The organism is Klebsiella sp. R390 (assembly GCF_051131745.1).
Taxonomy (GTDB): Bacteria; Pseudomonadota; Gammaproteobacteria; order Enterobacterales; family Enterobacteriaceae; genus Klebsiella.
In genome coordinates this window covers 2,198,144-2,224,493 of record NZ_CP180445.1, presented here as the reverse complement: position 1 = coordinate 2,224,493, position 26,350 = coordinate 2,198,144, and the positions used below count along the sequence as shown (strand labels likewise).

General features: G+C 55.4%; 29 protein-coding genes. 17 read left to right on the top strand and 12 right to left on the bottom strand.

What is annotated here, in order from left to right; all coding sequences use genetic code 11:
• Position 1 precedes the first annotated feature (1 nt).
• Positions 2-1,006 carry a protease modulator HflC gene (gene hflC, locus ACMYSP_RS10335; protein ID WP_434586658.1) on the top strand — a complete coding sequence of 335 codons (1,005 nt, stop codon included), beginning with the start codon at positions 2-4 and terminating at the stop codon, positions 1,004-1,006.
• 62 nt (positions 1,007-1,068) lie between these two features.
• On the opposite strand, the gene ACMYSP_RS10330 is transcribed toward hflC, so the two are convergent.
• Positions 1,069-1,359, bottom strand: a complete 291-nt coding sequence (locus ACMYSP_RS10330; RefSeq protein WP_434586657.1) for a hypothetical protein — start codon at positions 1,357-1,359, stop codon at positions 1,069-1,071.
• A gap of 230 nt (positions 1,360-1,589) precedes the next feature.
• On the opposite strand from ACMYSP_RS10330, the gene ACMYSP_RS10325 reads away from it, so the two are divergent.
• From ACMYSP_RS10325 to ACMYSP_RS10300, 6 genes are all read left to right on the top strand, one after another.
• Positions 1,590-1,787, top strand: coding sequence for a DUF2065 domain-containing protein (locus ACMYSP_RS10325; RefSeq protein ID WP_434586655.1), 198 nt, complete (start codon positions 1,590-1,592; stop codon positions 1,785-1,787).
• Positions 1,788-1,889: 102 nt separating this feature from the next.
• A complete protein-coding gene (locus ACMYSP_RS10320) occupies positions 1,890-3,188 on the top strand; it encodes an adenylosuccinate synthase (protein WP_434586654.1) in 1,299 nt (432 codons plus the stop codon).
• 218 nt (positions 3,189-3,406) lie between these two features.
• Complete coding sequence (gene nsrR, locus ACMYSP_RS10315) at positions 3,407-3,832, top strand: nitric oxide-sensing transcriptional repressor NsrR (protein ID WP_123757981.1); 426 nt, start codon at positions 3,407-3,409, stop codon at positions 3,830-3,832.
• Between the two features lie 38 nt (positions 3,833-3,870).
• A complete protein-coding gene (gene rnr, locus ACMYSP_RS10310; RefSeq protein WP_434586653.1) occupies positions 3,871-6,315 on the top strand; it encodes a ribonuclease R in 2,445 nt (814 codons plus the stop codon).
• Between the two features lie 78 nt (positions 6,316-6,393).
• Positions 6,394-7,125, top strand: coding sequence for a 23S rRNA (guanosine(2251)-2'-O)-methyltransferase RlmB (gene rlmB, locus ACMYSP_RS10305; RefSeq protein ID WP_123757853.1), 732 nt, complete (start codon positions 6,394-6,396; stop codon positions 7,123-7,125).
• A gap of 130 nt (positions 7,126-7,255) precedes the next feature.
• Entirely contained in the window at positions 7,256-8,893 is a 1,638-nt protein-coding gene (locus tag ACMYSP_RS10300) for an isovaleryl-CoA dehydrogenase (RefSeq protein WP_434586652.1), read from the top strand.
• On the opposite strand, the gene yjfN is transcribed toward ACMYSP_RS10300, so the two are convergent.
• Positions 8,884-9,159, bottom strand: a complete 276-nt coding sequence (yjfN, locus tag ACMYSP_RS10295) for a DUF1471 family protease activator YjfN (protein WP_174509889.1) — start codon at positions 9,157-9,159, stop codon at positions 8,884-8,886. The genes ACMYSP_RS10300 and yjfN overlap by 10 nt on opposite strands.
• A 137-nt stretch (positions 9,160-9,296) precedes the next feature.
• Complete coding sequence (gene bsmA / locus ACMYSP_RS10290; RefSeq protein ID WP_222618205.1) at positions 9,297-9,605, bottom strand: biofilm peroxide resistance protein BsmA; 309 nt, start codon at positions 9,603-9,605, stop codon at positions 9,297-9,299.
• 208 nt (positions 9,606-9,813) lie between these two features.
• Here bsmA and yjfP point away from each other — a divergent pair, with 208 nt between their 5' ends.
• Complete coding sequence (gene yjfP / locus ACMYSP_RS10285; RefSeq protein ID WP_434586650.1) at positions 9,814-10,521, top strand: esterase; 708 nt, start codon at positions 9,814-9,816, stop codon at positions 10,519-10,521.
• 65 nt (positions 10,522-10,586) lie between these two features.
• Here the strand turns inward: yjfP and ACMYSP_RS10280 are convergent, their stop codons facing one another.
• On the bottom strand, positions 10,587-11,780 hold the full coding sequence (locus ACMYSP_RS10280; RefSeq protein ID WP_434586649.1) for an MFS transporter: 1,194 nt from the start codon (positions 11,778-11,780) through the stop codon (positions 10,587-10,589).
• Positions 11,781-11,917: 137 nt separating this feature from the next.
• The gene (locus tag ACMYSP_RS10275; RefSeq protein ID WP_123757859.1) at positions 11,918-12,193 is read right to left on the bottom strand and encodes a DUF1471 domain-containing protein; all 276 of its coding nucleotides are present in this window, start codon (positions 12,191-12,193) and stop codon (positions 11,918-11,920) included.
• 347 nt (positions 12,194-12,540) lie between these two features.
• Between ACMYSP_RS10275 and rpsF the strand changes: the two genes are divergently transcribed.
• The 5 genes from rpsF (at position 12,541) to ACMYSP_RS10250 (ending at position 15,080) form a co-directional block, all read left to right on the top strand.
• Positions 12,541-12,936, top strand: a complete 396-nt coding sequence (gene rpsF / locus ACMYSP_RS10270) for a 30S ribosomal protein S6 (RefSeq protein WP_004098001.1) — start codon at positions 12,541-12,543, stop codon at positions 12,934-12,936.
• A 5-nt stretch (positions 12,937-12,941) separates the two neighbouring features.
• Positions 12,942-13,256, top strand: a complete 315-nt coding sequence (gene priB, locus ACMYSP_RS10265) for a primosomal replication protein N (protein ID WP_041143726.1) — start codon at positions 12,942-12,944, stop codon at positions 13,254-13,256.
• 4 nt (positions 13,257-13,260) lie between these two features.
• Positions 13,261-13,488 (top strand): 30S ribosomal protein S18, encoded by a 228-nt coding sequence (gene rpsR, locus ACMYSP_RS10260; protein WP_002210155.1) that lies wholly within the window; start codon positions 13,261-13,263, stop codon positions 13,486-13,488.
• A 39-nt stretch (positions 13,489-13,527) separates the two neighbouring features.
• Positions 13,528-13,977: a 50S ribosomal protein L9 gene (gene rplI / locus ACMYSP_RS10255; protein ID WP_041143727.1), complete on the top strand. Its 450-nt coding sequence runs from the start codon at positions 13,528-13,530 to the stop codon at positions 13,975-13,977.
• A 152-nt stretch (positions 13,978-14,129) separates the two neighbouring features.
• Complete coding sequence (locus ACMYSP_RS10250) at positions 14,130-15,080, top strand: DMT family transporter (RefSeq protein WP_434586647.1); 951 nt, start codon at positions 14,130-14,132, stop codon at positions 15,078-15,080.
• A gap of 33 nt (positions 15,081-15,113) precedes the next feature.
• Here ACMYSP_RS10250 and ACMYSP_RS10245 read toward each other — a convergent pair whose 3' ends face one another.
• On the bottom strand, positions 15,114-15,809 hold the full coding sequence (locus tag ACMYSP_RS10245; RefSeq protein ID WP_434586646.1) for a LysM-like peptidoglycan-binding domain-containing protein: 696 nt from the start codon (positions 15,807-15,809) through the stop codon (positions 15,114-15,116).
• A gap of 328 nt (positions 15,810-16,137) precedes the next feature.
• Between ACMYSP_RS10245 and fklB the strand changes: the two genes are divergently transcribed.
• Positions 16,138-16,758 (top strand): FKBP-type peptidyl-prolyl cis-trans isomerase, encoded by a 621-nt coding sequence (fklB, locus tag ACMYSP_RS10240; protein ID WP_015585317.1) that lies wholly within the window; start codon positions 16,138-16,140, stop codon positions 16,756-16,758.
• Between the two features lie 306 nt (positions 16,759-17,064).
• Positions 17,065-18,468: a D-serine/D-alanine/glycine transporter gene (gene cycA / locus ACMYSP_RS10235; RefSeq protein ID WP_434586644.1), complete on the top strand. Its 1,404-nt coding sequence runs from the start codon at positions 17,065-17,067 to the stop codon at positions 18,466-18,468.
• A gap of 114 nt (positions 18,469-18,582) precedes the next feature.
• Here the strand turns inward: cycA and ytfE are convergent, their stop codons facing one another.
• The 4 genes from ytfE to ACMYSP_RS10215 form a co-directional block, all read right to left on the bottom strand.
• The gene (gene ytfE, locus ACMYSP_RS10230; RefSeq protein ID WP_434586643.1) at positions 18,583-19,245 is read right to left on the bottom strand and encodes an iron-sulfur cluster repair protein YtfE; all 663 of its coding nucleotides are present in this window, start codon (positions 19,243-19,245) and stop codon (positions 18,583-18,585) included.
• Positions 19,246-19,327: 82 nt separating this feature from the next.
• Positions 19,328-20,302: a DMT family transporter gene (locus ACMYSP_RS10225; RefSeq protein WP_434587059.1), complete on the bottom strand. Its 975-nt coding sequence runs from the start codon at positions 20,300-20,302 to the stop codon at positions 19,328-19,330.
• Positions 20,303-20,378: 76 nt separating this feature from the next.
• On the bottom strand, positions 20,379-21,203 hold the full coding sequence (locus tag ACMYSP_RS10220) for an AraC family ligand binding domain-containing protein (protein ID WP_434586642.1): 825 nt from the start codon (positions 21,201-21,203) through the stop codon (positions 20,379-20,381).
• Between the two features lie 80 nt (positions 21,204-21,283).
• On the bottom strand, positions 21,284-22,132 hold the full coding sequence (locus ACMYSP_RS10215; protein WP_434586640.1) for an SDR family oxidoreductase: 849 nt from the start codon (positions 22,130-22,132) through the stop codon (positions 21,284-21,286).
• Positions 22,133-22,216: 84 nt separating this feature from the next.
• On the opposite strand from ACMYSP_RS10215, the gene ACMYSP_RS10210 reads away from it, so the two are divergent.
• On the top strand, positions 22,217-22,606 hold the full coding sequence (locus ACMYSP_RS10210; protein ID WP_434586638.1) for a winged helix-turn-helix transcriptional regulator: 390 nt from the start codon (positions 22,217-22,219) through the stop codon (positions 22,604-22,606).
• Here ACMYSP_RS10210 and ACMYSP_RS10205 read toward each other — a convergent pair.
• Positions 22,603-24,555: a bifunctional 2',3'-cyclic-nucleotide 2'-phosphodiesterase/3'-nucleotidase gene (locus ACMYSP_RS10205; RefSeq protein ID WP_434586636.1), complete on the bottom strand. Its 1,953-nt coding sequence runs from the start codon at positions 24,553-24,555 to the stop codon at positions 22,603-22,605. The two genes, ACMYSP_RS10210 and ACMYSP_RS10205, sit on opposite strands and share 4 nt — an antisense overlap.
• Before the next feature lie 189 nt (positions 24,556-24,744).
• Here ACMYSP_RS10205 and cysQ point away from each other — a divergent pair, with 189 nt between their 5' ends.
• Complete coding sequence (cysQ, locus tag ACMYSP_RS10200) at positions 24,745-25,488, top strand: 3'(2'),5'-bisphosphate nucleotidase CysQ (RefSeq protein WP_434586634.1); 744 nt, start codon at positions 24,745-24,747, stop codon at positions 25,486-25,488.
• On the opposite strand, the gene ACMYSP_RS10195 is transcribed toward cysQ, so the two are convergent.
• On the bottom strand, positions 25,478-26,035 hold the full coding sequence (locus tag ACMYSP_RS10195) for a YtfJ family protein (RefSeq protein ID WP_123757871.1): 558 nt from the start codon (positions 26,033-26,035) through the stop codon (positions 25,478-25,480). The genes cysQ and ACMYSP_RS10195 overlap by 11 nt on opposite strands.
• Positions 26,036-26,350 lie beyond the last annotated feature (315 nt).

Below are 26,350 nucleotides of genomic sequence, written 5' to 3'. Positions count from 1 at the left end.
GATGCGTAAACCTGTTATTGCGATAGTGGTTATCGTGCTGGTAGTGCTTTACATGTCTGTCTTTGTTGTCAAAGAAGGCGAGCGTGGCATTACGCTGCGCTTTGGTAAAGTCCTGCGCGATAGTGAAAACAAACCGCTGGTCTATGCGCCGGGTCTGCACTTCAAGATCCCGTTCATTGAATCAGTGAAAACGCTGGATGCGCGTATTCAGACCATGGACAACCAGGCCGATCGCTTTGTCACCAAAGAGAAGAAAGACCTGATCGTTGACTCCTACATTAAATGGCGTATCAGCGACTTCAGCCGCTATTACCTGGCAACCGGCGGCGGCGACGTCTCCCAGGCCGAGGTTCTGCTGAAGCGTAAGTTCTCTGACCGTCTGCGCTCTGAAATTGGTCGCCTGGACGTGAAAGATATCGTGACCGATTCCCGTGGTCGTCTGACCCTGGAAGTCCGCGATGCACTGAACTCCGGTTCTGCGGGGACTGAAGATGAAGTCAGCACTCCGGCTGCCGACGATGCTATCGCCAAAGCGGCGGAGCGCGTGGCGACAGAAACCAACGGTAAAGTCCCGGTGATTAACCCGAACAGTATGGCGGCACTGGGTATTGAAGTCGTTGACGTTCGTATCAAGCAGATCAACCTGCCGGCGGAAGTGTCGGAAGCGATTTACAACCGTATGCGCGCCGAGCGTGAAGCGGTTGCTCGTCGCCACCGTTCACAGGGTCAGGAAGAGGCTGAGAAGCTGCGCGCTACCGCGGACTATGAAGTCACCAAGACGCTGGCTGAGTCAGAACGTCAGGGCCGTATTATGCGTGGTGAAGGCGATGCAGAGGCCGCCAAGCTGTTTGCGGATGCATTCAGCCAGGATCCGGGCTTCTATGCCTTTATCCGTAGCCTGCGGGCCTATGAGAACAGCTTCCAGAGCAATCAGGACGTGATGGTTCTTAGCCCGGATAGCGATTTCTTCCGCTATATGAAATCACCTGCGGCGACCACTCGCTAATAAGATGATGTCAGCAAAAAGGCGCCCTAACAGGCGCCTTTTTTATAACGCGACAACGGGGTTTAGTTACCGAGTAGTTTATTCAGCAGACCGCCGATAACCGGCACACCTGCCAGTGTGCTTTCAATCGCGCCACCAACTACCGATCCTGCAGTGTGGCCGACGTTTTTCCCAAGATCAGGTGCAATATCTGCAATATTTATTGAGCCAATAATCGGCAGGTCAACGGTCAGTACGTTGCCGCCGAGCGACCATAATGCCGCCCCTGCTTGCTCGCCCAGAGCGGCAAGTCCATCTTGCAGCCAGCCAGCGCCGCTGACGGCATCGAATTCAATTGTGGTTAATTCTCTCATGCTAATCATCCTAATTAGTTATGTTGTCCGCGTACCCCCATGGATACGTGATGGCATAGTTACAATTTTGAAAATAACCTTCAATACAACGAGTTATGAATTTTGTTTCATAAAAGCGGTTCATAAAACAGAGGAAATACCAGACAATATGAAATGAGGGTGAACACAACATGGGTATGCAGCGGGGCTTCTTCATCGCAGCGGGTTTGTTTTACAAATAAGGGTCAATAATGAATTCAACAATCTGGCTGGCACTGGCGCTGGTTTTAGTTCTGGAAGGGCTCGGGCCACTGCTTTATCCACGTGCCTGGCGGCGAATGATTGCGACGATGAGCCAGCTTCCGGATAATTTATTACGCCGTTTTGGCGGTGGTCTTGTGGTCGCCGGGTTTGTCATCTACTACATGTTGACGAAATCGTTAAACTGATCAAAAAGTGGTCAGACTTGCCTGATATTGACTGCAAAAAGTGCTGTAACTCTGAAAAAGCGATGGTAGAATCCATTTTTAAGCAAACGGTGATTTTGAAAAATGGGTAACAACGTCGTCGTACTGGGCACCCAATGGGGTGACGAAGGTAAAGGGAAGATCGTCGATCTCCTGACTGAACGGGCTAAATATGTTGTGCGCTACCAGGGTGGTCACAACGCTGGCCATACTCTCGTAATCAACGGTGAAAAAACCGTCCTCCATCTTATTCCATCAGGTATTCTCCGCGAAAACGTTACCAGCATCATCGGTAATGGCGTTGTGCTGTCTCCAGCTGCGCTGATGAAAGAGATGAAAGGTCTGGAAGACCGTGGTATCCCTGTTCGTGAGCGTCTGCTGCTGTCTGAAGCTTGCCCGCTTATCCTCGATTATCACGTCGCACTCGATGTTGCTCGTGAGAAAGCACGTGGTTCGAAAGCAATTGGTACCACCGGTCGCGGTATCGGCCCAGCCTACGAAGATAAAGTCGCACGCCGCGGTCTGCGCGTGGGCGATCTGTTTGATAAAGCCACCTTTGCTGACAAACTGAAAGAAGTGATGGAATATCACAACTTCCAGCTGGTGAATTTCTACAAAGCAGAAGCGGTTGACTATCAGAAAGTGCTGGATGATGTGATGGCGATTGCCGACATCCTGACTGCGATGGTTGTTGATGTGTCCGATCTGCTGGACCAGGCGCGCAAGCGTGGCGACTTCGTGATGTTCGAAGGCGCACAGGGTACTCTGCTGGATATCGACCACGGTACCTATCCGTACGTAACCTCGTCCAACACCACTGCAGGTGGCGTGGCAACAGGTTCCGGTCTGGGTCCGCGTTATGTTGATTATGTTCTGGGGATCATCAAAGCGTACTCAACTCGCGTTGGTGCAGGTCCGTTCCCGACAGAGCTGTTTGATGAAACCGGCGAGTTCCTGTGCAAGCAGGGTAACGAGTTCGGTGCCACCACTGGCCGTCGTCGTCGTACCGGCTGGCTGGATATCGTAGCGATCCGTCGCGCGGTGCAGATCAACTCCCTGTCTGGCTTCTGTCTGACCAAGCTGGACGTGCTGGACGGCCTGAAAGAAGTGAAAATCTGCGTCGGTTACCGTATGCCAGATGGCCGCGAAGTGACCACCACGCCGCTGGCTGCTGATAACTGGGAAGGCATTGAGCCGATCTATGAAATCATGCCGGGCTGGTCTGAAACCACCTTCGGTGTGAAAACACGTAGCGGTCTGCCGCAGACGGCGCTGAACTATATCGCTCGTATTGAAGAGCTGACCGGTGTACCGGTTGATATCATCTCTACCGGTCCTGACCGTACTGAGACGATGATTCTGCGCGATCCGTTCGACGCATAATTAATGACCTGGGGCGCCGTTCAGGCGCCCTTGTTTTTGCTGTTCACCCGCCCCATTTCAAATAAATTAGCGGCCTGAGCGCTGGCTGGTTTATCATCAATACAGTATCAATATCGTTTTTACCCGAGGATCAATGCTCTAAAGCATTCAGGATGCGCCTGTTCGCGCAGCAACCTGAAGCCCGAGTGCTGACCGTTCCCCCTTACCCTGAGGTTGATGTGCAGTTAACGAGTTTTACGGATTACGGATTACGTGCGCTGATCTACATGGCGTCGTTGCCGGATGGAAGAATGACGAGTATCTCCGAAGTGACGGAGGTTTACGGCGTTTCCCGTAATCATATGGTTAAAATAATCAATCAGTTAAGCCGTGCTGGTTACGTCATGGCCGTGCGGGGAAAAAACGGGGGGATTCGCCTGGGTAAACCAGCGCAAGCTATTCGTGTTGGTGATGTTGTCCGCGATCTGGAGCCGCTATCGCTGGTCAATTGCAGCAGCGAATTTTGCCACATTACTCCCGCCTGCCGCCTGAAAAAGGCGCTTGCTGAAGCTGCGCAAAGTTTTCTTAAGGAACTAGATAACTACACGCTGGCTGATTTGGTTGAAGAAAATCAACCGCTTTATAAATTATTACTGGTGGAGTGACGTAAACTCACATCAGAGATGACAACGGAGGAACCGACATGTCACAAGATCCTTTCCAGGACCGCGAAGCTGAAAAGTATGCGAATCCAATCCCAAGCCGGGAATTTATCCTCGATCATTTAACAAAACGTGAAAAACCGGCCAGCCGTGAAGAGCTGGCGATAGAACTGAATATCGAAGGAGAAGAGCAGCTCGAAGGGCTGCGTCGTCGTTTGCGCGCGATGGAGCGTGACGGACAGCTGGTCTTTACCCGCCGCCAGTGCTACGCGCTGCCGGAGCGTCTTGACCTGCTTAAAGGCACCGTTATCGGCCATCGCGATGGCTATGGCTTCCTGCGCGTCGAAGGACGCAAAGACGACCTTTATCTCTCTTCTGAGCAGATGAAAATGTGTATTCATGGCGATCAGATCCTGGCGCAGCCGCTGGGTGCCGATCGTAAAGGCCGCCGCGAAGCGCGCGTGGTGCGCATTCTGGTACCGAAAACCAGCCAGATTGTCGGCCGCTACTTCACTGACGCCGGCGTCGGTTTCGTCGTGCCGGACGACAGCCGTCTGAGCTTTGATATCTTAATTCCGCCGGAAGAGGTCATGGGCGCGCGGATGGGCTTTGTGGTGGTGGTTGAACTGACCCAACGCCCGACCCGTCGTACCAAAGCCATCGGCAAAATTGTTGAAGTGCTGGGCGATAACATGGGCACCGGCATGGCGGTCGATATGGCGCTGCGCACCCACGAAATCCCTTACACCTGGCCGCCGGCGGTGGAAAAACAGGTTTCGGTGCTGAAAGAGCAGGTACCGGAAGAGGCGAAAGTGGGTCGCGTGGACTTACGTGACCTGCCGCTGGTAACGATCGACGGCGAAGATGCCCGCGATTTCGATGATGCAGTCTACTGCGAGAAAAAACGCGGTGGCGGCTGGCGCCTGTGGGTTGCCATTGCCGATGTCAGCTACTATGTTCGCCCCGGCACGCCGCTGGATGCGGAAGCTCGTAGCCGCGGAACATCGGTCTACTTCCCGTCTCAGGTTGTCCCGATGCTGCCGGAAGTGCTTTCCAACGGCCTTTGCTCTCTGAACCCGCAGGTCGATCGCCTGTGCATGGTGTGTGAGATGACTATCTCCTCCAAAGGGCGCCTGACCGGATATAAATTCTATGAAGCGGTGATGAGTTCACACGCGCGCCTGACCTATACCAAAGTGTGGCATATGCTACAGGGCGATCAGGAACTGCGTGAGCACTATGCGCCGCTGGTGAAGCATATTGAAGAGCTTCACACTCTCTATAAAGTGCTGGATAGCGCCCGTGAAGAACGCGGTGGGATCTCATTTGAGAGTGAAGAAGCGAAGTTCATCTTCAACGCTGAACGTCGTATCGAACGCATTGAGCAGACGCAGCGTAACGATGCGCACAAGCTGATTGAAGAGTGCATGATTCTGGCGAACATCTCCGCCGCGCGCTTCGTTGAGAAGGCGCTGGAGCCTGCGCTGTTCCGTATTCACGATAAGCCGAGCACCGAAGCGATTACCGCGTTCCGCTCCGTGCTGGCGGAACTGGGGCTGGAGCTGCCTGGTGGGAATAAGCCAGAGCCGCGAGACTATGCTGAGCTGCTGATTTCGATTGCTGACCGTCCGGATCATGAAATGCTGCAGACGATGCTGCTGCGTTCCATGAAGCAGGCGGTGTACGATCCGGAAAACCGCGGTCACTTTGGCCTGGCGCTGCAATCCTATGCGCACTTCACTTCACCGATTCGTCGTTACCCGGATCTGTCGCTGCACCGGGCGATCAAGTATCTGCTGGCGAAAGAGCAGGGTCATAAAGGCAACAGCACTGAAACCGGCGGCTGGCACTACAGCATGGACGAAATGCTGCAGCTTGGCGCGCACTGCTCGATGACCGAGCGCCGTGCCGACGAGGCCACCCGTGAAGTGTCTGACTGGCTGAAGTGTGATTTCATGCTGGATCAGGTGGGCAACGTCTTTAAAGGCGTTATTGCCAGCGTAACCGGTTTTGGTTTCTTCGTGCGCCTTGATGAACTGTTTATCGATGGTCTGGTTCATGTTTCTTCCCTCGATAATGACTACTATCGTTTCGACCAGGTCGGGCAACGCTTGATCGGCGAATCCGGTGGCCAGACTTACCGTCTGGGCGATCGCGTGGAAGTCCGCGTGGAAGCGGTCAATATGGATGAGCGCAAGATCGACTTCTCGCTGATCTCCAGCGAGCGCGGTCCGCGCAACGTTGGCAAGACCGCGCGGGAGAAGACCAAGAAGGCGAACACCGCGGGTAAACCTTCCGGCCGTCGTCGTCAGGCGGGCAAGCAGGTGAACTTCGAGCCAGACAGCGCTTTCCGTGGTGATAAGGGTAAACCGAAGCCGGCGAAAGCGAAGAAAGACAAGGCCGCTAAAAAGCCGTCAGCCAAGACGCAGAAAATCGCGGCGGCGACCAAGGCGAAACGCGCGGCAAAGAAAAAAGTCGCTGAATAAGCATCGATCAATGTTGCAGACCGGGGCGCCCGGTCTGCAAAGCCGCAACGGCAATACCAACACGTAACGAGTACATCAATGAGTGAAATGATTTACGGCATCCACGCGGTGCAGGCCCTGCTTGAACGCGCTCCAGAGCGTTTTCAGGAAGTTTATATTCTGAAAGGCCGTGAAGATAAACGTCTGCTGCCGTTGATTCACGCCCTGGAAGCGCAGGGTGTGGTGATTCAGGTCGCTAACCGTCAGTTCCTTGACGAGAAAAGCGAAGGTGCAGTACATCAGGGGATCATCGCCCGCGTGAAACCGGGACGGCAGTATCAGGAGAACGATCTGCCTGACCTGCTGGCCTCCCTCGATCAGCCGTTCCTGCTGATTCTGGATGGCGTCACCGACCCGCACAACCTGGGCGCCTGCCTGCGTAGCGCGGATGCCGCCGGCGTTCATGCGGTGATTGTGCCGAGAGACCGCTCTGCACAGCTCAACGCGACGGCGAAAAAAGTTGCCTGTGGCGCGGCAGAGAATGTTCCGCTTATCCGTGTGACAAACCTGGCACGTACCATGCGTTTGTTGCAGGAAGAGAACGTCTGGATCGTCGGGACCGCCGGTGAAGCTGACCACACGCTGTTCCAGAGCAAAATGACCGGCCCAATGGCGTTGGTGATGGGTGCGGAAGGCGAAGGCATGCGTCGTCTGACTCGCGAACATTGCGATGAGCTGATCAGCATCCCGATGGCGGGCAGCGTTTCTTCATTGAACGTCTCGGTAGCGACCGGTATTTGCCTGTTTGAAGCGGTGCGTCAACGTAGCTAAACACATTGATCTGCTAACAGCAAAACGCAAAGCCATCCCTCGGGATGGCTTTTTTGTGACTGCTTTCGCGGGCGAGGTTGGTCCAGGGTGACCATACTTAATGGCAACGCCATTGAGGGAGGGATACACCATGCACTGGCAGACACATACCGTCTTTAACCAACCCACGCCGCTGTGCAATAGCAACCTGTTTCTGTCGGATACCGCCCTGCGCGAAGCGGTAGGACGCGAAGGGGCGGGATGGGATAGCGATTTACTGGCCAGCATCGGTCAGCAACTTGGAACTGCGGAATCGCTGGAGCTGGGGAGGCTGGCGAACAGCAACCCGCCGGAGTTGCTCCGCTACGATGCCTGCGGCAACCGGCTGGATGATGTCCGCTTTCACCCCGCCTGGCACCTGCTGATGCAGGGGCTGTGTGCCAACCAGGTACATAACCTTGCCTGGCAGGACGAGGCCCGTACCGGGGCGTTTGTCGCGCGTGCCGCCCGCTTTTTGCTCCACGCTCAGGTGGAAGCGGGAACGCTGTGCCCGATAACCATGACGTTCGCCGCCACGCCGCTGTTGCAGAGGGCCGTGCCCGAACCGTTCAGCGACTGGTTGTCACCACTGTTAAGCGATCGCTACGATCCGCATCTTGCCCCAGGCCCGCAGAAACGTGGGGTGTTGATTGGCATGGGAATGACGGAAAAGCAGGGGGGATCTGATGTTCTGGTTAACACCACCCGGGCAGAAAAAACGGCGGAAGGTTTTTATCTTCTGACCGGACATAAGTGGTTTTTCTCGGTTCCGCAAAGCGATGCGCATCTGGTGCTGGCTCAGGCGCCGGAAGGCCTCTCCTGCTTTTTCGTGCCCCGCCTGCTTCCCGATGGGCAGCGTAATGCGCTACACCTTGAACGGCTAAAAGATAAGTTGGGAAATCGTTCTAATGCCAGCAGCGAAGTGGAGCTTTTTGAGGCTCATGGCTGGCTGGTTGGCGACGAAGGCGATGGTGTGCGGCAGATCCTGAAAATGGGCGGTCTGACCCGTTTTGACTGTGCGCTGGGTAGCCATGCCTTAATGCGCCGGGCGTACTCGGTGGCGCTGTATCATGCGCTGCAACGTCAGGCCTTCGGGAAACATCTGGTCGATCAGCCGATGATGCGTCAGGTGCTGGGTCAAATGGCGCTGCGTCTGGAGGGGCAAACCGCCTTTCTGTTCCGTCTGGCACGGGCGTGGGATCGTCGTGATGACGCTAATGAGGTGCTGTGGGCCCGGTTATGGACGCCGGCGGCGAAGTTTGCCATCTGTAAAGCCGGGATGCCGTTCGTTGCGGAGGCGATGGAAGTGCTGGGCGGTATTGGCTATTGCGAAGAGAGTGAGCTACCGCGTCTGTATCGTGAGATGCCGGTCAACAGCATCTGGGAAGGCTCCGGCAATATTATGTGCCTGGACGTGATGCGGGTGTTGAGTAAGCACCCCGCGGCGCAGGAGCTGCTGGCGGCAGAGTGTGCGGAAGTGAAAGGGCGGAATCGTCATTTTGACCGCGCCTGGCGGCAGCTGCAACAGCTGTTACGGCGGCCCGCCGAAGAGCAAGGCAGAGAAATTACCCGTCTGGTTTATATGCTCGGTGTCGGGGCGCAGATGCTGCGTTACGCCTCACCGCCGCTGGCGGAAGCCTGGTGCCGTATGATGCTCGACACGCGCGGCGGTATGCGTCTGGATGCGCCGACGCTGGACGATTTATTGCTCCGTGCGATGGGACGAGGGCGCCAGGCACCTCAGGCGTAGAGAATCGCCTGTACCCGCCAGTTATCCGGCTGCTGCTCTTCGTACATCTGCACGATGCGGTACCACGACGCGCCTTGTTCATCGGCCTTCACGGCGATGGCGTGTTCAACGTCCTGCTGGCTGCCGGCAATGTTGTTCACGGAAATCAGGCCAATTTCATTTAGGCCAGTGACGCAATCCGCACTGGCGAATTCCGCTGATTGTGCCGTGGTATTGGCAGTTGCTGCGCTCAGCAGCAGACTGGGTAGGGTAAAAGATCGTTTCATCGTCAGCTCCATTTCACGTAGTCCTGAGGGCAGTCCGTTGCTAACGTTCTGCCAGGGTATGGCTGGCTGAACGTTATTATGCACAGGAGAACGTGAATGGATGCAAAGCAGTGTAAATCAGGGTTAAATTTCAACCGTTACTTACGGTATAAAATCGCCTGCGAATACCACTGGCCGGGAACCATGGTGTCATCAATCATAATGATGACATAGTAATCCGCTTTCGCTGTCTCTGCTTTGACTTTTAGCGCAGCTTCTACATCCATCGGTGAGCCATACAGTAATACGCTCACTGTCCCTATCTTCTGTAGACCCTGCGTCTGATTACGCTGGATCTCTTGCGGATGGTCGGTTGCGGGTGGCGGCGCTTCTGGCGTTCCCTGTAGGGCACTACAGCCAGTTAAGGCGAGAACCAGCAACCACGGTGTAAACCTACGCATAACCATATCTCGTTTCCTGATATTCATAGTGTAGTGGTAGCCTGAATGTCATTTCCGGGGAATGTTCCCGAAGTGTTATCTCGGACGCGAATTTCGAATGAAAATATCGTGAAAGCGTAATCTGGTTCTCAACATTATGAATCATCGTGAACCTGGTTTCCTGGTGAATATACCTGTCCTGGGTATATCGCCCCTTAGTGAAAGGAGATGGTCAATGATTGCTCTCGAAATACGCCACCTCGCGGGGGGAGAAGTGCTGCACGCCTGCCCGCAGGACGCACTGGATAAACCGTTGCCCTGCATCATATTTTATCATGGTTTTACCTCCTCGAAGTGGGTATATAGCTACTTTGCCGTAGCGCTGGCGGAAGCTGGTTTTCGGGTTATCATGCCCGATGCCGCAGATCATGGTGCGCGTTACGACGGGGATGAACGCGGGCGGATGCAGCGTTTCTGGCCGATTCTGCTGCAAAGCTTTAGCGAGTTTCCGGCGCTGCGCGAGGCGGTTTTCGAACAAGGCTGGGTCGAGGGCGAGCGGCTGGGAGTGGGTGGGGCGTCGATGGGGGGCATGGCCGCACTGGGGATCATGACTCATCATCGGGAGCTGAAAAGCGTGGCCTGCCTGATGGGCTCTGGCTATTTTACGTCTCTCTCGCAAAGCCTGTTTCCATCTCCGGAATTTGATGTTGGGCAGTTAGGGGAATGGGACGTTGACCACGATCTTAGCGCGGTGGCTGACAGGCCGCTGCTGCTGTGGCACGGTGAGGAGGATGAAATTGTGCCCCCAGACGGGACGTTCCGTTTGCAGCAGGCGCTGCAGCACAGTGCGGATCTGACCTGCGTCTGGCAGAAAGGCGTGGGCCACAGAATCACACCGGAGGCGTTAACGGCAACGGTGGCGTTTTTCCAGCGTCATCTGTAAACGCCAATCAGCTGAAAGCCGATCCTCAAACCGCTTGAGGATCGCTTTCTGTCCTGGCTTCCGGCTTAATGTTGCTGGTAAGCGGATGGCATACAGCGCATGCCAATCAGCGTCAGGACACAGATTATCGCGCCGGCGTAAAACGTCGAGGCGGCGCCAAAAACTTCCCACAGCACCCCGGCCCCGGCGCTCGCCAGCAGCAGCGCGATGCCGCTCATCAGGTTGAACATTCCGAAGGCGGTGCCGCGCAGCGCCGGCGGAGCAGTATGTGCCACCATCGCCGCCAGCAGACCCTGCGTCATCCCCATATGAATGCCCCACAGCGCGACGCCCGCAAGAAGCGTGCTCCAGTGGCCGCTGAGCGCCAGGACGATATCGGCGGCGATCAGCACCAGCAGGCCCCATTGCAGCATTTTACTGTGGCTCATGCTGTCCGATAACTTACCGAATGGATAGGCGGTCAGGCTGTAAACCAGATTCATCGCGACCATCACCAACGGGATGGCGAACAACGGGATTTCCATCTGCTGGGCGCGCAGAACCAGAAAGGCTTCGCTGAAGCGGGCGAGGGTAAAGATTGAGCCTATCGCTACCACCCACCAGTAGGCGGCAGACAACTTTTTTAGATTCTCGCGGCGCAGGGGATTCGTGCGTTTTTGGGCGACCGGCGTTTTTGGCTCTTTTAACCCAAAGCCCAGTAATGCGATAGAGAGCGCGGCGGGGATCACCGCGACCCAGAAAACAGACTGGAAATCGTTATCCCACAGGAACATCAGCGCGACGGCAAGCAGCGGCCCCAGAAACGCGCCAATGGTATCCAGCGCCTGACGCAGTCCGTAGGCGGCGCCGCGGATTTCCGGCGGCGTGACGTCGGCGACCAGCGCATCCCTTGGCGCTCCACGGATGCCTTTGCCGACACGGTCGATCATCCTGGCGCTAAACACCACGCCGGAGGTGGGAGCGATGGCGAAAAGTGGCTTGCTCAGGGCCCCCAGGCCGTAGCCGAGTAGCGCCAGCCCTTTGCGTTTACCTACATAATCGCTGATGACGCCGGAAAAGACTTTCAGCATCAGCGCGGTGGCTTCGGCAACGCCTTCGATAATCCCGATAATAATGACGCTGGCTCCCAGCGTGGTGGCCATAAACAGCGGGAGCAGGCTGTGGATCATCTCTGATGACACATCCATCAGCAGGCTAACGCCACCAAGAACCCACACGCCTTTGGGGATACGACTTAGCGTGGCAAAACGCGAAACCATGAATGACTCCGGATAATCATGCGATTAAAAGGGGATTAAATCAGGTTACGGTGATGCTGATAAGTCATAAATAAAATAATTATCAATCGCATTAAGACTTCGCCCCTGTGGCGAGGCGAAGCCAAAGATTCAGAGGGTTAGCGGTAAATTGCCGCTTCTGCATGTATCAGACCGTTGCTTTCCGGTTCGTGAATCAGGATTGGCTGGAAGTATTTTGCGCCTCGCGCATCGCTCAACTGATTCAGTGCCTGATCGGCCTCTTGTTCAGTCGCCATGTTATGGTTGATATAGATAACGCCAAGGCTCTGCACATCGTCCATATTCCGTGCCTGGCGCCCATCGATCTTGATGGCTGCCTGCGCGCTCGCGCTCAGTAATACGGCAGCCAATGCAGCAATGATGATGTTTTTCATACTCTACGCTCCTGACGTTCTGTCGGCCATGCTGGCGCTAATCTGGGGTCCTCTTGGGTTATCGATGGCTTTGACTTAAGTGTAATCTCTGGCTGTCGGGGCATCGCGACCATTTCTGATGGAGTTGTTCAAAAAAACGCCGCTACCGTTGTTGATTAATTTTAAATCACTGACTTAATACGGCTTTGCGGATAGTGCGAATTATTTGCGCAATTTGCTTGTCTTAATTGGCTTTCGTACGTATTATGACGCGTCAATTTTTCAGCCGCCCTTTAACCACGTTCCTTGCCTCCATGGGCCGCGGCTGACCCAGACAGGAGGCTGAATAATCCGTAAGGAGCAATTCGATGCGTCATTACGAAATCGTTTTTATGGTCCATCCTGACCAGAGCGAACAGGTTCCGGGTATGATCGAACGTTACACTGGTGCAATCACTGCAGCAGAAGGTACGATCCACCGTCTGGAAGACTGGGGCCGCCGTCAGCTGGCTTACCCGATCAACAAACTGCACAAAGCTCACTACGTTCTGCTGAACGTTGAAGCCCCGCAGGAAGCGATCGATGAGCTGGAAACAAACTTCCGCTTCAACGACGCCGTTATCCGCAGCATGGTAATGCGTACTAAGCACGCTGTTACCGAAGCATCTCCGATGGTTAAAGCGAAAGACGAGCGCCGTGAGCGTCGCGAAGATTTCGCAAACGAAACCGCAGATGATTCCGAAGCTGGGGATTCTGAAGAGTAATCCTGATGACCAATCGTCTGGAGCTGTCTGGCATAATATGCAGGACGCCAATTCGTAAGGTCAGCCCGTCAGGAATTCCACACTGCCAGTTCGTGCTTGAGCATCGTTCAGTGCAGGAGGAAGCCGGTTTTCACCGGCAGGCATGGTGCCAAATGCCCGTTATTATTAGCGGACACCAAAACCAGGCCATTACTCACAGTATAACGGTCGGTAGTGCAGTCATCGTTCGGGGGTTCATTTCTTGCCACAAGGCAAAGAACGGCCTGAGCAAAATGGTTCTGCATGCCGAGCAGATTGAATTGATAGATTCTGGAGACTAGCCAAATGGCACGTTATTTCCGTCGTCGCAAGTTCTGCCGTTTCACCGCGGAAGGCGTTGTAGAGATTGATTACAAAGACATCGCTACGCTGAAAAACTACATTACCGAAAGCGGTAAAATTGTCCCGAGCCGTATCACCGGTACTCGTGCAAAATACCAGCGTCAGCTGGCTCGCTGCATCAAGCGCGCTCGCTACTTGTCCCTGCTGCCATACACTGATCGTCATCAGTAATCGGCCGCTGTCTATTAACGACTTTAAGAGGATAAGGTAATGCAAGTTATTCTGCTTGATAAAGTAGCAAACCTGGGTAGCCTGGGTGATCAGGTTAACGTTAAAGCGGGTTATGCTCGTAACTTCCTGGTACCGCAGGGTAAAGCTGTTCCTGCTACCAAGAAAAACGTTGAATTCTTCGAAGCGCGCCGCGCAGAACTGGAAGCCAAACTGGCTGACGTTCTGGCAGCTGCTAACGCACGTGCTGAAGCAATCAATGCACTGGGCAACGTTACCATCGCGTCTAAATCAGGCGACGAAGGTAAACTGTTCGGTTCCATCGGTACCCGCGACATCGCTGACGCTGTAACTGCAGCTGGCGTTGCCGTCGCTAAGAGCGAAGTTCGTCTGCCGAACGGCGTTCTGCGCACCACCGGTGAGCACGAAGTGGACTTCCAGGTTCACAGCGAAGTATTCGCGAAACTGGTTGTTAACGTTGTAGCTGAGTAATTTATTACTGAGTTCGCGTCGAGACGCCGGCCTTGTGCCGGCGTTTTGCTTTTCTACATCACGACTTTGAACAATCTTTTCCTTGTATGGTAGCTATTCTGCGCGCTTTCTGGATAATAAAATAAAACGCTATTTTATTATTGGTGATGCGAATGGATGCCCCCTCAGTTTTTTCCCGTAAAAAAGTGGCTTACGCCTGTGCAACCTTATGTTGCTTATTGTGGGGAAGCTCTTATCCGGCAATAAAAAGCGGCTATGAACTTTTTCATATCGCCACCGATGATGTGCCGTCAAAACTCGTCTTTGCGGGCTACCGTTTCCTGTTTGCCGGGCTACTGTTATTGCTCTTTGCCATGGCACAACGAAAACCGGTTGCGCGCCTGAATCCCCGGCAATGCGCACAGCTGGCGATACTTGGCGTAACGCAAACCTCCGTGCAGTACATTTTCTTCTACATCGGGCTGGCGTTTACCACCGGCGTGAAGGGTTCGATTATGAACGCCACCGGGACCTTCTTTAGCGTCTTGCTGGCGCACTTTATTTATCAGAACGACAAACTGAGCTACAACAAGGCCATCGGCTGTATTCTCGGCTTTACCGGCGTGATGCTGGTGAACTTTAGCCATTCGCTGAGCGATTTTAGCTTTGTCTGGCAGGGTGATGGCTTTGTGGTGCTGGCGGCGTTTATTCTGTCGGCGGCGACGCTGTACGGGAAGCGTATTTCGCAAACGGTCGATCCTACGGTGATGACCGGCTGGCAGCTGGCATTTGGCGGTCTGGTGTTGCTGGCAGGGGGTTACTTTACCGGTGGTGAGCTGGTGATTCACAGCACCACGGCACTGCTGGTGCTCGCCTATCTGACGCTACTCTCTTCCGTGGCTTTTGCGGTGTGGAGCGTATTACTCAAGCACAATCGCGTCAGTATGATTGCACCGTTTAACTTTGTGATCCCGGTTGCCGGAACCGTGCTGTCAGCGATATTTCTCGGTGAGAACATTTTTGAGATGAAATATGTGATTGCTCTGGTGCTGGTTTGTGTCGGGATTCGGTGGGTGAACAGAGAAGGGACGCCACGCGCCAAAAAATCACAGCAGGCCGGGTGACACACCCGGCTATACCACGTGCTTTATCTCGCGTTATCGTGCGCGGATAAAGCTGCCATTCGCCTGGCGGGTGAATAGCACCTGCTGCCCGCTGCCGGTATCAATCGTCAGACCCGTCACTACGCCGTTCGCATTCTGGCGAATCTGTACCGTCTGCCCGGTTTGCAGCGAACTTAATGGTTTACCAGCGCCTTCGACCTGGGCCATCGCGTAGACGTCAGTCGGCGGAAGGTTATGGTCGCGGAACAGCTGAGCCAGCGTTTTACCCGCTTCGATGCGGTAGGTGCGCCACTGTTGCTCAATCCCCGGAGCGGATTGTTGTTGTTGTTGTTGTTGTTGTTGTTGCTGCTGTTGTGGCTGAGAGTAGGCCTGGCTTTGGCTTTGGCTTTGGCTTTGGTCCATCGGCTCATCCTGAACAGGCTCAGGCGCCACCGGGGCCATTTGGTCGGCATCACTGACCGTCGGCGTATTGGTTATCGGCGGCAGCGGCATGCCCTGCTGGGTCGACTGCGGTTGGGACTGTGATTGCAGGTCGATGCTGGCTTCACGGCCGTTTTGCATTGGGCTGCTGTTATCCTCTGAAGGCAGCAGTATGCCGATAATCACCAGCAACGCGCCGGCAATAATCCCCCGACGATGCATTGGCGGCAGCGGATCCATGATGCGAATATGATCCGGGGCGTGCCAGATCTTCGCCAGGGTAGGTGTGATATCAAAGCGCCCGGGCATGGCTTTCCTCCTGCTCCGCATATTTTTATCCTGCTCCGTAGAGTATAGATGGCTAACTTCCTGAAGGCCGAGACAAAGATATGTTTCGTGAGGTTAACCTGATATCTCCTATTGTTTCTGTTTCCCTTAGATTTGTCATCATCTCCGCGACAAAGTTTTACCCGTCGTGCTATGGCTGATATGCTTCCCACCACTTTATACCCGTCATACTTCAGGTTGCAGGCGCGTTGGCTGCATTCGAATTATCCAGGGTATCCATTCCGGCTTTTTCCGCTGCTGTCGCATGAAGCCGTGGAGTATGAAACTCTCACCCAACAAAGGAACAAAGATGGCAACCCCGACTTTTGACACGATTGAAGCGCAGGCAAGTTATGGTATCGGCTTGCAGGTTGGACAACAGCTGAGCGAATCTGGCCTGCAGGGGCTGCTGCCGGAAGCACTGGTTGCCGGCATTGCTGATGCGCTGGAAGGCAATCAGCCGCAGGTGCCGGTGGAAGCCGTTCACCGCGCGCTGCGTGAAATCCACGAACGTGCCGATGCCGTGCGTCGCGAACGTTTCCAGGAAATGGCGGCTGATGGCCAGAAATACCTGGACGAAAACCGCGAGCGTGAAGGTGTGAACAGCACCGAATCTGGCCTGCAGTTCCGCGTTCTGACCCAGGGCGAAGGCGCGATCCCGGCACGTACCGACCGCGTACGCGTGCATTACACCGGTAAACTGATCGACGGTACCGTGTTTGACAGTTCTGTCGCGCGCGGCGAGCCGGCTGAATTCCCGGTAACCGGCGTTATCGGTGGCTGGATTGAAGCGCTGACCCTGATGCCGGTCGGTTCCAAGTGGGAACTGACTATTCCGCACAACCTGGCCTATGGAGAGCGCGGTGCTGGTGCTTCTATTCCTCCGTTCAGCACCCTGATTTTTGAAGTTGAACTGCTGGATATTATCTAAACAGCAGGGGCTTCCTCTCCCGACAGGGGGAGGAAGCGACTAAAAATAGCGTAAAAAACTTAAGTTGAGAGTTTGTTGGTGTTTTATATCGCTTAGTCGTGCTTTGGTCGCGTTTTTGTGAGCTGTTTCGCGCGACAGGAGTGATATAACACTCACTTTAAACATATATTTAACATTATATCTAAATCATAGTATTCATCCCTCCGATTCTTACCTAATATCGATAAGCCCATTTTCAGGGCAATAGCGAATGACGGGCCATCAGAGCCTGAACAACACAGACAGGTACAACAGGAAGAAAATCACATGGTAGATCAGGTTAAAGTCGCTGCCGCAGAGCAGGCTCCGACTGAACAATCGCTACGGCGAAATCTTACGAATCGACATATTCAGCTTATTGCTATCGGTGGTGCCATTGGTACCGGGCTGTTTATGGGCTCCGGCAAAACCATCAGTCTTGCCGGTCCATCCATCATTTTTGTTTATATGATCATCGGCTTTATGCTGTTTTTCGTCATGCGCGCCATGGGCGAATTGCTGCTGTCGAACCTCGAATATAAATCGTTCAGCGATTTCGCCGCCGACCTTCTGGGACCGTGGGCAGGGTATTTTACCGGCTGGACCTATTGGTTCTGTTGGGTCGTAACCGGGATGGCCGACGTGGTGGCCATTACCGCCTACGCCCAGTTCTGGTTCCCTGGTCTGTCCGATTGGGTGGCTTCGCTGGCGGTTATCCTGCTGCTGCTGAGCCTTAACCTGGCCACCGTGAAAATGTTCGGTGAAATGGAGTTCTGGTTCGCGATGATCAAAATCGTCGCTATCGTGGGGCTGATTGTTGTCGGCCTGGTGATGGTGATGATGCATTTCAAATCGCCGACCGGTGTCGAAGCCTCGTTTGCCCATCTGTGGAATGACGGCGGCTGGTTCCCGAAAGGCCTCAGCGGGTTCTTTGCCGGCTTCCAGATCGCGGTCTTTGCGTTCGTGGGTATTGAGCTGGTGGGCACCACCGCTGCGGAAACCAAAGATCCGGAGAAATCCCTGCCGCGCGCGATTAACTCTATCCCGCTGCGTATCATTATGTTCTACGTCTTCGCGCTGATTGTGATTATGTCGGTGACGCCGTGGAGCTCCGTGGTACCGAGCAAGAGCCCGTTCGTTGAGCTGTTTGTGCTGGTGGGCCTGCCGGCTGCTGCCAGCCTGATTAACTTTGTGGTACTGACATCTGCCGCCTCTTCTGCCAACAGCGGCGTGTTCTCGACCAGCCGTATGTTGTTCGGTCTGGCGCAGGATGGTCAGGCGCCGTCGATGTTTGCCAAACTGTCGAAGCGTGCAGTACCGGCGAAAGGGTTGACCTTCTCCTGCATGTGCCTGCTGGGCGGTGTGGTGATGCTGATGGTTAACCCGAGCGTGATTGCGGCGTTCACCATGATTACCACGGTGTCGGCGATCCTGTTTATGTTTGTCTGGACCATTATCCTGTGCTCTTACCTGGTCTATCGCAAAAAGCGTCCGCAGCTGCATGAGCAGTCGAAATACAAGATGCCGCTGGGCAAACTGATGTGCTGGGTTTGTATGGCCTTCTTCGTCTTCGTTCTGGTGTTGCTGACGCTGGAAACTGACACTCGCGAAGCGCTGATTGTGACGCCGCTGTGGTTCATTCTGCTGGCGGTGGGTTGGTTCTTTGCCGGTAAGAAGCGCCTGGCGAAATAAAAAATCGTCGGGAGAGATTTTTAACGTTGCTTGCAACGGTCCGTCATAAAAAAAGGCCACTGCGGTGGCCAATAAGACTGACACTGTCGAGGGCGCCTGCGGGCGCCTTTTTTGTTAGTTTCCGGCAAGGGCGCGCGGGAACAACACATTGTTCTCCAGGCTGATGTGCTCCATCAGATCGTCGATCAGTTCATTGATGCCGTTGTACATCGCTTTCCAGGTAGTGCAGGCTTCCGGCGGCGGCGTCACATTGTTGGTGACGTGCTTAATCACCTCCAGCAGTTCGCCTGCCTCGTCGTGTTCGCTTTCCATGACGCTGACAGGCCCGGCGGCTTGCGTCCCCATGCCCTGTTTAATCATCGGAAACAGGATTTGCTCCTCTTTCATCATGTGGCTGGAGAGCTCCTGGTGCAGCATGGTCAGATATTTTGTCAGGCCGACGGGCACGTTGGGCTTGTCAGCATGCACGCGCTCAACTTTGGTGGCCTGCAGGATCAGCTCCGGCAGTTGCTCGCGGTGGCGGTCGTGGTAACGCACGATAATATGGTCGATGATTTCCGCGTACGGCACGACACGCCAGTCGCGCTCTACCGGCGTTTCCGCCAGTTGCGCCAGCTCGGCTTCAATCACCGCGACGTCCAGCTCTTTGCGCGTTGCCGCGCGATCCAGCGTCTGCTTGCCGCCGCAGCAATAGTCCATGTCATATTTACGGAATAACGCGGAGGCGCGTGGGATAGTCAGCGCCAGTTCGCCTAAAGGTTGGTCACGAAAAGCCATAGCGGATACCTCGTCTTTAAAAATATAAGATGCATATTAAATGCATCTTATAGATAAAGGAATACCCCTTTGGGATACCAGACTATTTTTTATGTCCGCAGACCGGCTCCAGCACCTGCAATTTTTGTGGTCGGGAGCGCACCGCGTAGACCACGCCGATCACCAGCAGCAGAATGCCGCTCAGGGTCAGCAGCGGTGGCATGCTTTGCCGCAGCAGGAAGGTATACAGCAGGCCGGCCAGCGTTTCGAAGACGATCAGCGGCCCGAGGATCACCGTGGGGAGCTTCTGGCTGGCGATGTTCCAGCACAAGGCGCCCACCCACGAGCAGAGTACGGCAATGGCCAGCATCAGCGTCACGAAAAGCACCGGTCGCGGGCCGAAGGGCAGCGGGAAGTCAGCCTGTTGAGCCTGCAGCCACCCGCAGGCAACCAGATAGCCCGCCAGTGACACAGGTAAGGTCACCAACGCCTGCGCCGTTGCCCACATCATCGGGTGCTTGTCCGGGTTTTCCCGCAGCCAGCGGGCGTTGCGTAAGGCGTACCACGCCCAGCAGGCTACGGAGATCAACGCCAGACCAATGCCGGAGCCATAGCGCCAGATGCTGAAATTGGGCAGGCCCTGGCGAAGTTCGGCGATGTTGACGCACACCAGGCCAATGGCAATGCAGGAGAGCGCCGGGAACAGGCGTCGCCACGGCAGTTTGCCATCACGCTGGCTGTAGAGCAGGTTTGCCATCACCGGCAGTACCACCGGCAGCGTGCCGATAATCATGGTCGATACCGGCGCGCCGGTGCGCTGGATGGCGCTGGCAAGGCAGACGTAATAGATAAGATTGCCCATCATGGTCAGGCCCAACGCCGTCCACCAGTCTCGTCCTGACAGCTGACGCAGTCGTGCACGACCCAGCCAGGCCAGCGGCAGCGCAATCAGCCCCAGCGCCAGATAACGTCCCATTGATTGAAGGACTGCCGGATATTCCGGTATCAGCACCGGGCCAACAAAGATCAGTCCCCACATCAGCCCTGCCAACAGGGCATACAACACACCGCTAATCATCACATCATCCGCACTCGTTTCAGTTGGCGTAAAGTGTAGAAGAGGGCGGGGCGGAAATATTGTATGAGGTTGCGCATTAGCGCCGGGCGACCTGCTTTTGATAGCGAACCGGGGTGATGCCGTAGCGACGGGTAAAGGCGCGGGTCAGATGCGACTGATCGGTCAGGCCAGCGGCGGCGGCGACTTCGGCGGCGGGCATACCGTGAGTGAGGAATGCTTTGGCTCGCCACAGGCGGATGGCCATCAGCATCTGATGCGGTGTGACGTGGAAGTGGGCTTTAAACTGGCGCTGAAAATGGTACGGGCTCAGGGCGGCAACCTGTGCCAGCTCATCCAGCGAGACGGCGTGCATATAGTTGTCGTGCAGATAGTCGCGCACCCGCTCGAAGCGGTGAGCTGCTTCAGCCAGCACCGGCGCATGATGGGCCAGCGGGCGGAAGGTATCGATCAGGTCCAGCAACAGTCCCTGCTGGGCCAGCGGGTCATCGGTGTGCCATAAGCCATAAATCAGCTGGCACAGCTGCTGCGAGCGCCGGGGATCCTGGCGTACCACCTCGCTAAACCACCAGTGGCGTACCCCGGTTATCTCTTCCAGCTTTTCAGGCTCCAGATAGACCATTCTGTAGCGCCAGCCGTCGGCGGTCGCCGCTTCACCGGTGTGCAGCTCATCGGGGTTCATGGTGACGATGGAGTTTACCGGGGCGACGTACTGGCTGCCGCGATAGCGAAAGCGTTCGGCACCCAGCTCTATCGCGCCAATACCGAAGGCTTCGTGGGTATGCGGTTCGAAGGCGTAGCGGGAAATATGGGCATGATACAGCTCAACGCCGGGCACCTGCGCCAGATGGCGAAAGCGCGCGCTGTCTCTCTCATCGTTGAACTGTTCCGGTACGCCCTGCATTGAGTCACTCCCGACGGATCTCCAGTTATTATTGGGGATGACCCGCCGGGATGCTACAAAAATTAACCTTTTTGCAACGGTTACAGAATGCCGCTGATGCTTTCTGCCAGCGATGTGGTCGGGCGGCCGATCAGCCTGCTCAGGGTACGGCTGTCGTCAAACAGGCCGCCTTTTTCGGCGCCGCTGTCTGAATCGGCGAGCATCTCTGCCAGTCCAGCCGGCAGGCCAACACCCTTAAGCGCCGCTGCAAAATCGGCTTCACTCAGGTTCTGATAGACCACGTTTTTACCGCTTTGCTTGCTTAGCTCTGCGGCCAGCTCGCTCAGGGTCCAGGCGCTATCACCGGCCAGCTCATACACTTTCCCGGCGTGGCCCTCTTCGGCGATCACGCGCGCTGCCGCTAAGGCATAATCGGCGCGGGTTGCTGCGGCGATTTTTCCTTCACCAGCGGCACCGATAAAGACGCCGTGCTCCAGTGCCGGCGGGGCGCTGGCAAGATAGTTCTCGGTGTACCAGCCGTTGCGCAGCAGTGCGTAAGGGATGCCGGAGTCGGCGAGTAATTTCTCGGTCTCCACATGCTCTACGTGCAGGCCCAGCGGAGAGGTATCCGCGTGCAGCAGGCTGGTATAGGCGATGAATTTCACGCCGGCCGCTTTCGCGGCGTTAATGACGTTACGGTGCTGCGGCGTACGCTGGCCGATTTCATTGGAAGAGATCAGCAGCAGCTTCTCCACGCCCTGCAGGGCAGCGGTAAATGCGGCTTCGTCGGTGTAGTCGGCCTGGCGAACCACCACGCCCTGCTGGCTCAGGGAATCGGCTTTCGCCGGGTTACGCACAATGGCCACAATCTGGCTGGCCGCGGTGGTCTGTAACAGATTCTGTAGTACCAGGTGGCCAAGCTGGCCGGTAGCGCCGGTAATTGCGATCATGGGTCTTCTCCTTCGTGTTCAGTGGCAGTTGTGGTAAGCTAACACCTTAGCTAACTTTTAGTAAGTACGTACAAAAAGGTAAGTATGAAGAACGTGAATCCCACCCTGAGCGAACAGATGCGCGACGGTAACCTGTTTGCCGAGCAGTGTCCGTCACGCGATGTGCTCAAACATGTGACCAGCCGCTGGGGAGTACTCATTCTGGTGGCGTTACGCGGCGGCACCCATCGTTTCAGCGAGCTGCGTCGCAAGATGGGCGGCGTGAGTGAAAAAATGCTGGCGCAGTCGCTGCAGGCGCTGGAGCAGGATGGCTTTATCAATCGGCTCTCCAGACCGGTGGTGCCGCCACACGTCGAGTATAGCCTGACACCGCTTGGTGAGCAGGTGAGCGAGAAAGTGGCGGCGCTGGCCGACTGGATCGAGCTGAACCTGCCCGCGGTTCTGGCAAACCACGAGCAGGTGGCTGAGGCTTAAGGTTTCGGCTGACCCAGATCCAGCTGGTAAATGGCAAAGCCGATATCGTCGGTGGCAACCTGGTGCATCGGATACTGCGCCTTCTCTTTGATAAACGCCGCCGCTTTCTCACCCGGCGAGGTCTCAAAGCGAATATCCAACGGCACCGTGCCGTGAAGCGGCGCCAGGCGCCAGTTGTTATCGGCAGACGGGTGAATGGCACCGGCTTTTTTCGATTCGGCGCCGATCCAGGCCGCCAGTACCGCGCGGTTTTCGTCAGGGGAAGCAAACGCAATATGGCTATCGCCGGTGCCGGCAAACTTGCCGCCGTAGGCGCGGTAGTTATTGGTAGCCACGAGGAAGGTGGCGGCCGGGTCAATCGGTTTACCGTTAAAGGTCAGATCCTTAATGCGTTCCGCCTGCGGGTTAACCATCTGGCATTCGCCGTCGTAGCGTGCCGGCTGGCTGACATCAATCTGGTAGTTCACGCCATCAATCACATCAAAATTGTAGGTGCGGAAACCGTCCCAGTTGATTAATGACTGCGGTTTGCTGCTGCTCAGGTCGATGCGATTGAACTGTCCGGCAGAACATTCCAGCCACTCTTTGACCTCTTTGCCGCTGACTTTCATCACCACCAGCGTATTGGGGTAGAGGTACAGGTCGGCGGCGTTACGGAAGGTGAGCTGGCCCTTTTCGACTTCGACGAAGCTGGCCGGGTCGTTCTTACGGCCGCCGACTTTAAACGGTGCGGCAGCGGAGAGCACCGGCAGTTTCGCCAGATCCGGATCGCCCTGAATATAGTGTTCGACATAGGCTTTCTGCGCCATGTTCACCACCTGCACGGTGGGGTCGTCCTGTACCAGCGCCAGGTAGCTGTACATGTTATCGGCAGACTGGCCGATGGGTTTGCTGACGAACTCGCGGGTCGCATCGTGATCGGCTTTGAGTACCTGCACCAGCTTCGCATCTTCTGCCGCCAGCGATTTCTTCGCCACCGCGTCATAGATCGGCCGCGCTTCGGCTTTGGCCTGCGCGACCCGCCAGTGGCCGGTATCGTTGTTCAGCACCAAATCCACGATACCCAGGTGGTCGCCCCACATGCCGGGCATTACGGCGGGAATACCGTTCAGCGTGCCTTTTTCGATATCCGCGCCCTTAATGCTGGCGAAATCTTTCCCCGGGAATACCGCATGCGCGTGGCCGAACATAATGGCGTCCACGCCGGGCACCTGGCTTAAGTAGTACACCGAGTTTTCCGCCATTGCCTGGTACGGATCGGCGGAGAGCCCCGAGTGGGCAATGACCACCACCACATCGGCGCCTTTTTCACGCATTTCCGGCACGTATTTCCGCGCGGTTTCGGTGATGTCGTTGACGCTGACTTTGCCGCTGAGATTCGCTTTATCCCAGGTCATAATTTGCGGCGGCACGAAACCGATATAGCCGATGCGTAGCGTCTGGGTTTTGCCATCGCTGTCCTGAACCTGGGTCTCTTTTATCAGGTATGGCGTAAACATCGGCTGGCCGGTTTTGCTATCGATAATATTGGCGTTCACGTAGGGGAATTTCGCCCCGGCCAGCGCTTTGTGCAGGAAATTGAGGCCGTAGTTGAATTCGTGATTGCCGAGGTTGCCCACCGTGTAATCCAGGGTATTCATTGCCTTATAGACCGGGTGAACGTCGCCTTTGTTGAGTCCTTTTGCCGCCATATAGTCACCCAGCGGGCTACCCTGGATAACGTCGCCGTTATCAACCAGCACGCTGTTTTTCGCCTCCTGGCGGGCTTTTTCGATAAGCGTGGCGGTGCGAACCAGACCAAACTTTTCGCTGGCGGCGTCTTTGTAATAATCGAAATCCATCATATTGCTGTGCAGATCGGTGGTTTCCATGATCCGCAGATCGACGGTGGCGGCGTTCACGCTGGCCGCGACCAGCGTGGCCAGTAACGTTACGCTAAACTTCATCATCAGAGGCATCCTTTTCATGAGCAATGGCACAGTAGAAAATGTATGTACATTCTGTTGCTTACAGAAGTGTGAATCATGCCGAAATTTGCACTATGAAACCGCCATTACTATCACAGATAGCGGAACTCGCACCGATGCGATATAACTAAAACAACGAGTTAACGCCACTGTAACCAGACGAGGTGGAGAATGTTAGAACAAGTATGTGAGCTTGCACGGCGTGCAGGTGATGCCATCATGGATGTCTATGATGGGAAGCAACCGATGGACGTAGCCAGCAAGAAAGATGATTCTCCGGTTACCGCGGCGGATCTCGCGGCTCACAGCGTGATTATGAGCGGTCTGCTGGCGCTGACGCCGGACATCCCTGTGCTGTCTGAGGAAGACCCGCCAGGCTGGGATGTGCGTCAACACTGGCAGCGTTACTGGCTGGTGGATCCGCTGGATGGCACCAAAGAATTTATCAAACGTAACGGTGAGTTCACCGTCAATATCGCGTTGATTGAAAACGGCAAACCGGTGCTTGGCGTGGTCTATGCCCCGGTCATGAAGGTGCTGTACTGTGCGGAAAACGGCAAAGCCTGGAAAGATGAGTGCGGACGGCGCAAGCAAATTCAGGTGCGTGATGGCCGACCGCCGCTGGTGGTCATCAGCCGCTCTCACGGTAACGACCCTGAGCTGCAGGAGTATCTGGAGCAGCTCGGCGAACATCAAACGACTTCCATCGGCTCATCGCTGAAGTTTTGCCTGGTGGCGGAAGGTCAGGCCCAGCTTTATCCGCGCTTCGGGCCGACCAGCACCTGGGATACCGCTGCCGGCCATGCGGTTGCGGTTGCTGCCGGGGCGCACGTTCACGACTGGCAAGGGCGTACTCTGGACTACACGCCGCGTGAATCGTTCCTCAACCCCGGCTTCCGGGTCTCTATTTACTAAGCAGTTTGTGCAGCAGCGCGACCACCTGCTGCACTTCTTCCTGAGTGAGTGCACCATCTTTGGCCCACTGCACGCGGCCCTCACTATCCAGCACCACGATGGCTGAGCTCTCTTCCTGCAGCTGCCAGGCTTTGCGGGCCAGGCCGTTGCTGTCGACAATAAACTGCGACCAGGGGTAGAGCTGTTTGTTGCTCTCAATGCTGCTACGCACGAACATACCGGAGCCTGGGATGGCGTCATCGGTGTTGACGATGGTGGTGGTCTGGTAGCGGTCGTGCGGGAATTTCGCCGCCTTTATCGCCTCGATCAATGTGGCATTTTTCTCTTTCGCCGAGGTGCGACCGGCGATGTGTTGCACCACGCGAACTTTTCCTGCCAGCTGCGAGCTATTCCAGTTTTTGTAGCTAAACTTATCATTATCCAGCATTAATTCTCCCCGGTCGGCAATGCCAACCGGCGCGACGCGCTGGCCATCAACAAAGTTATGCGCTGATGCTATCAGCGGGAACAGGAGGCAGGAAGCCGCCAGAAATGTACGTAGGGTCATGATGGGTCCTTATTATATGCAGGTGATCCGACCACTTGGTCTGGCTTAAGCATAAGTGCGATTTATCGGTGTGACACGCAATCAGAAGGCCAGTTTGCGTGTTAACGCACATATTCGAAGAAAATCGGCCACTTATACTCATTTCTACGTATGTTTGAAACGATAGTTCTTAATTATTGTCATCAAAAGGTAAATAAACTTATGCATGCTGGGTATTACAGAGGTTCTGAACTATAGTTTTAGGGCATTAAATTTGCGCTCCAGAATCGTGGGCTAAGTGTGGCACCACAAGAGCGTAACCCTGGCAGGAGACAA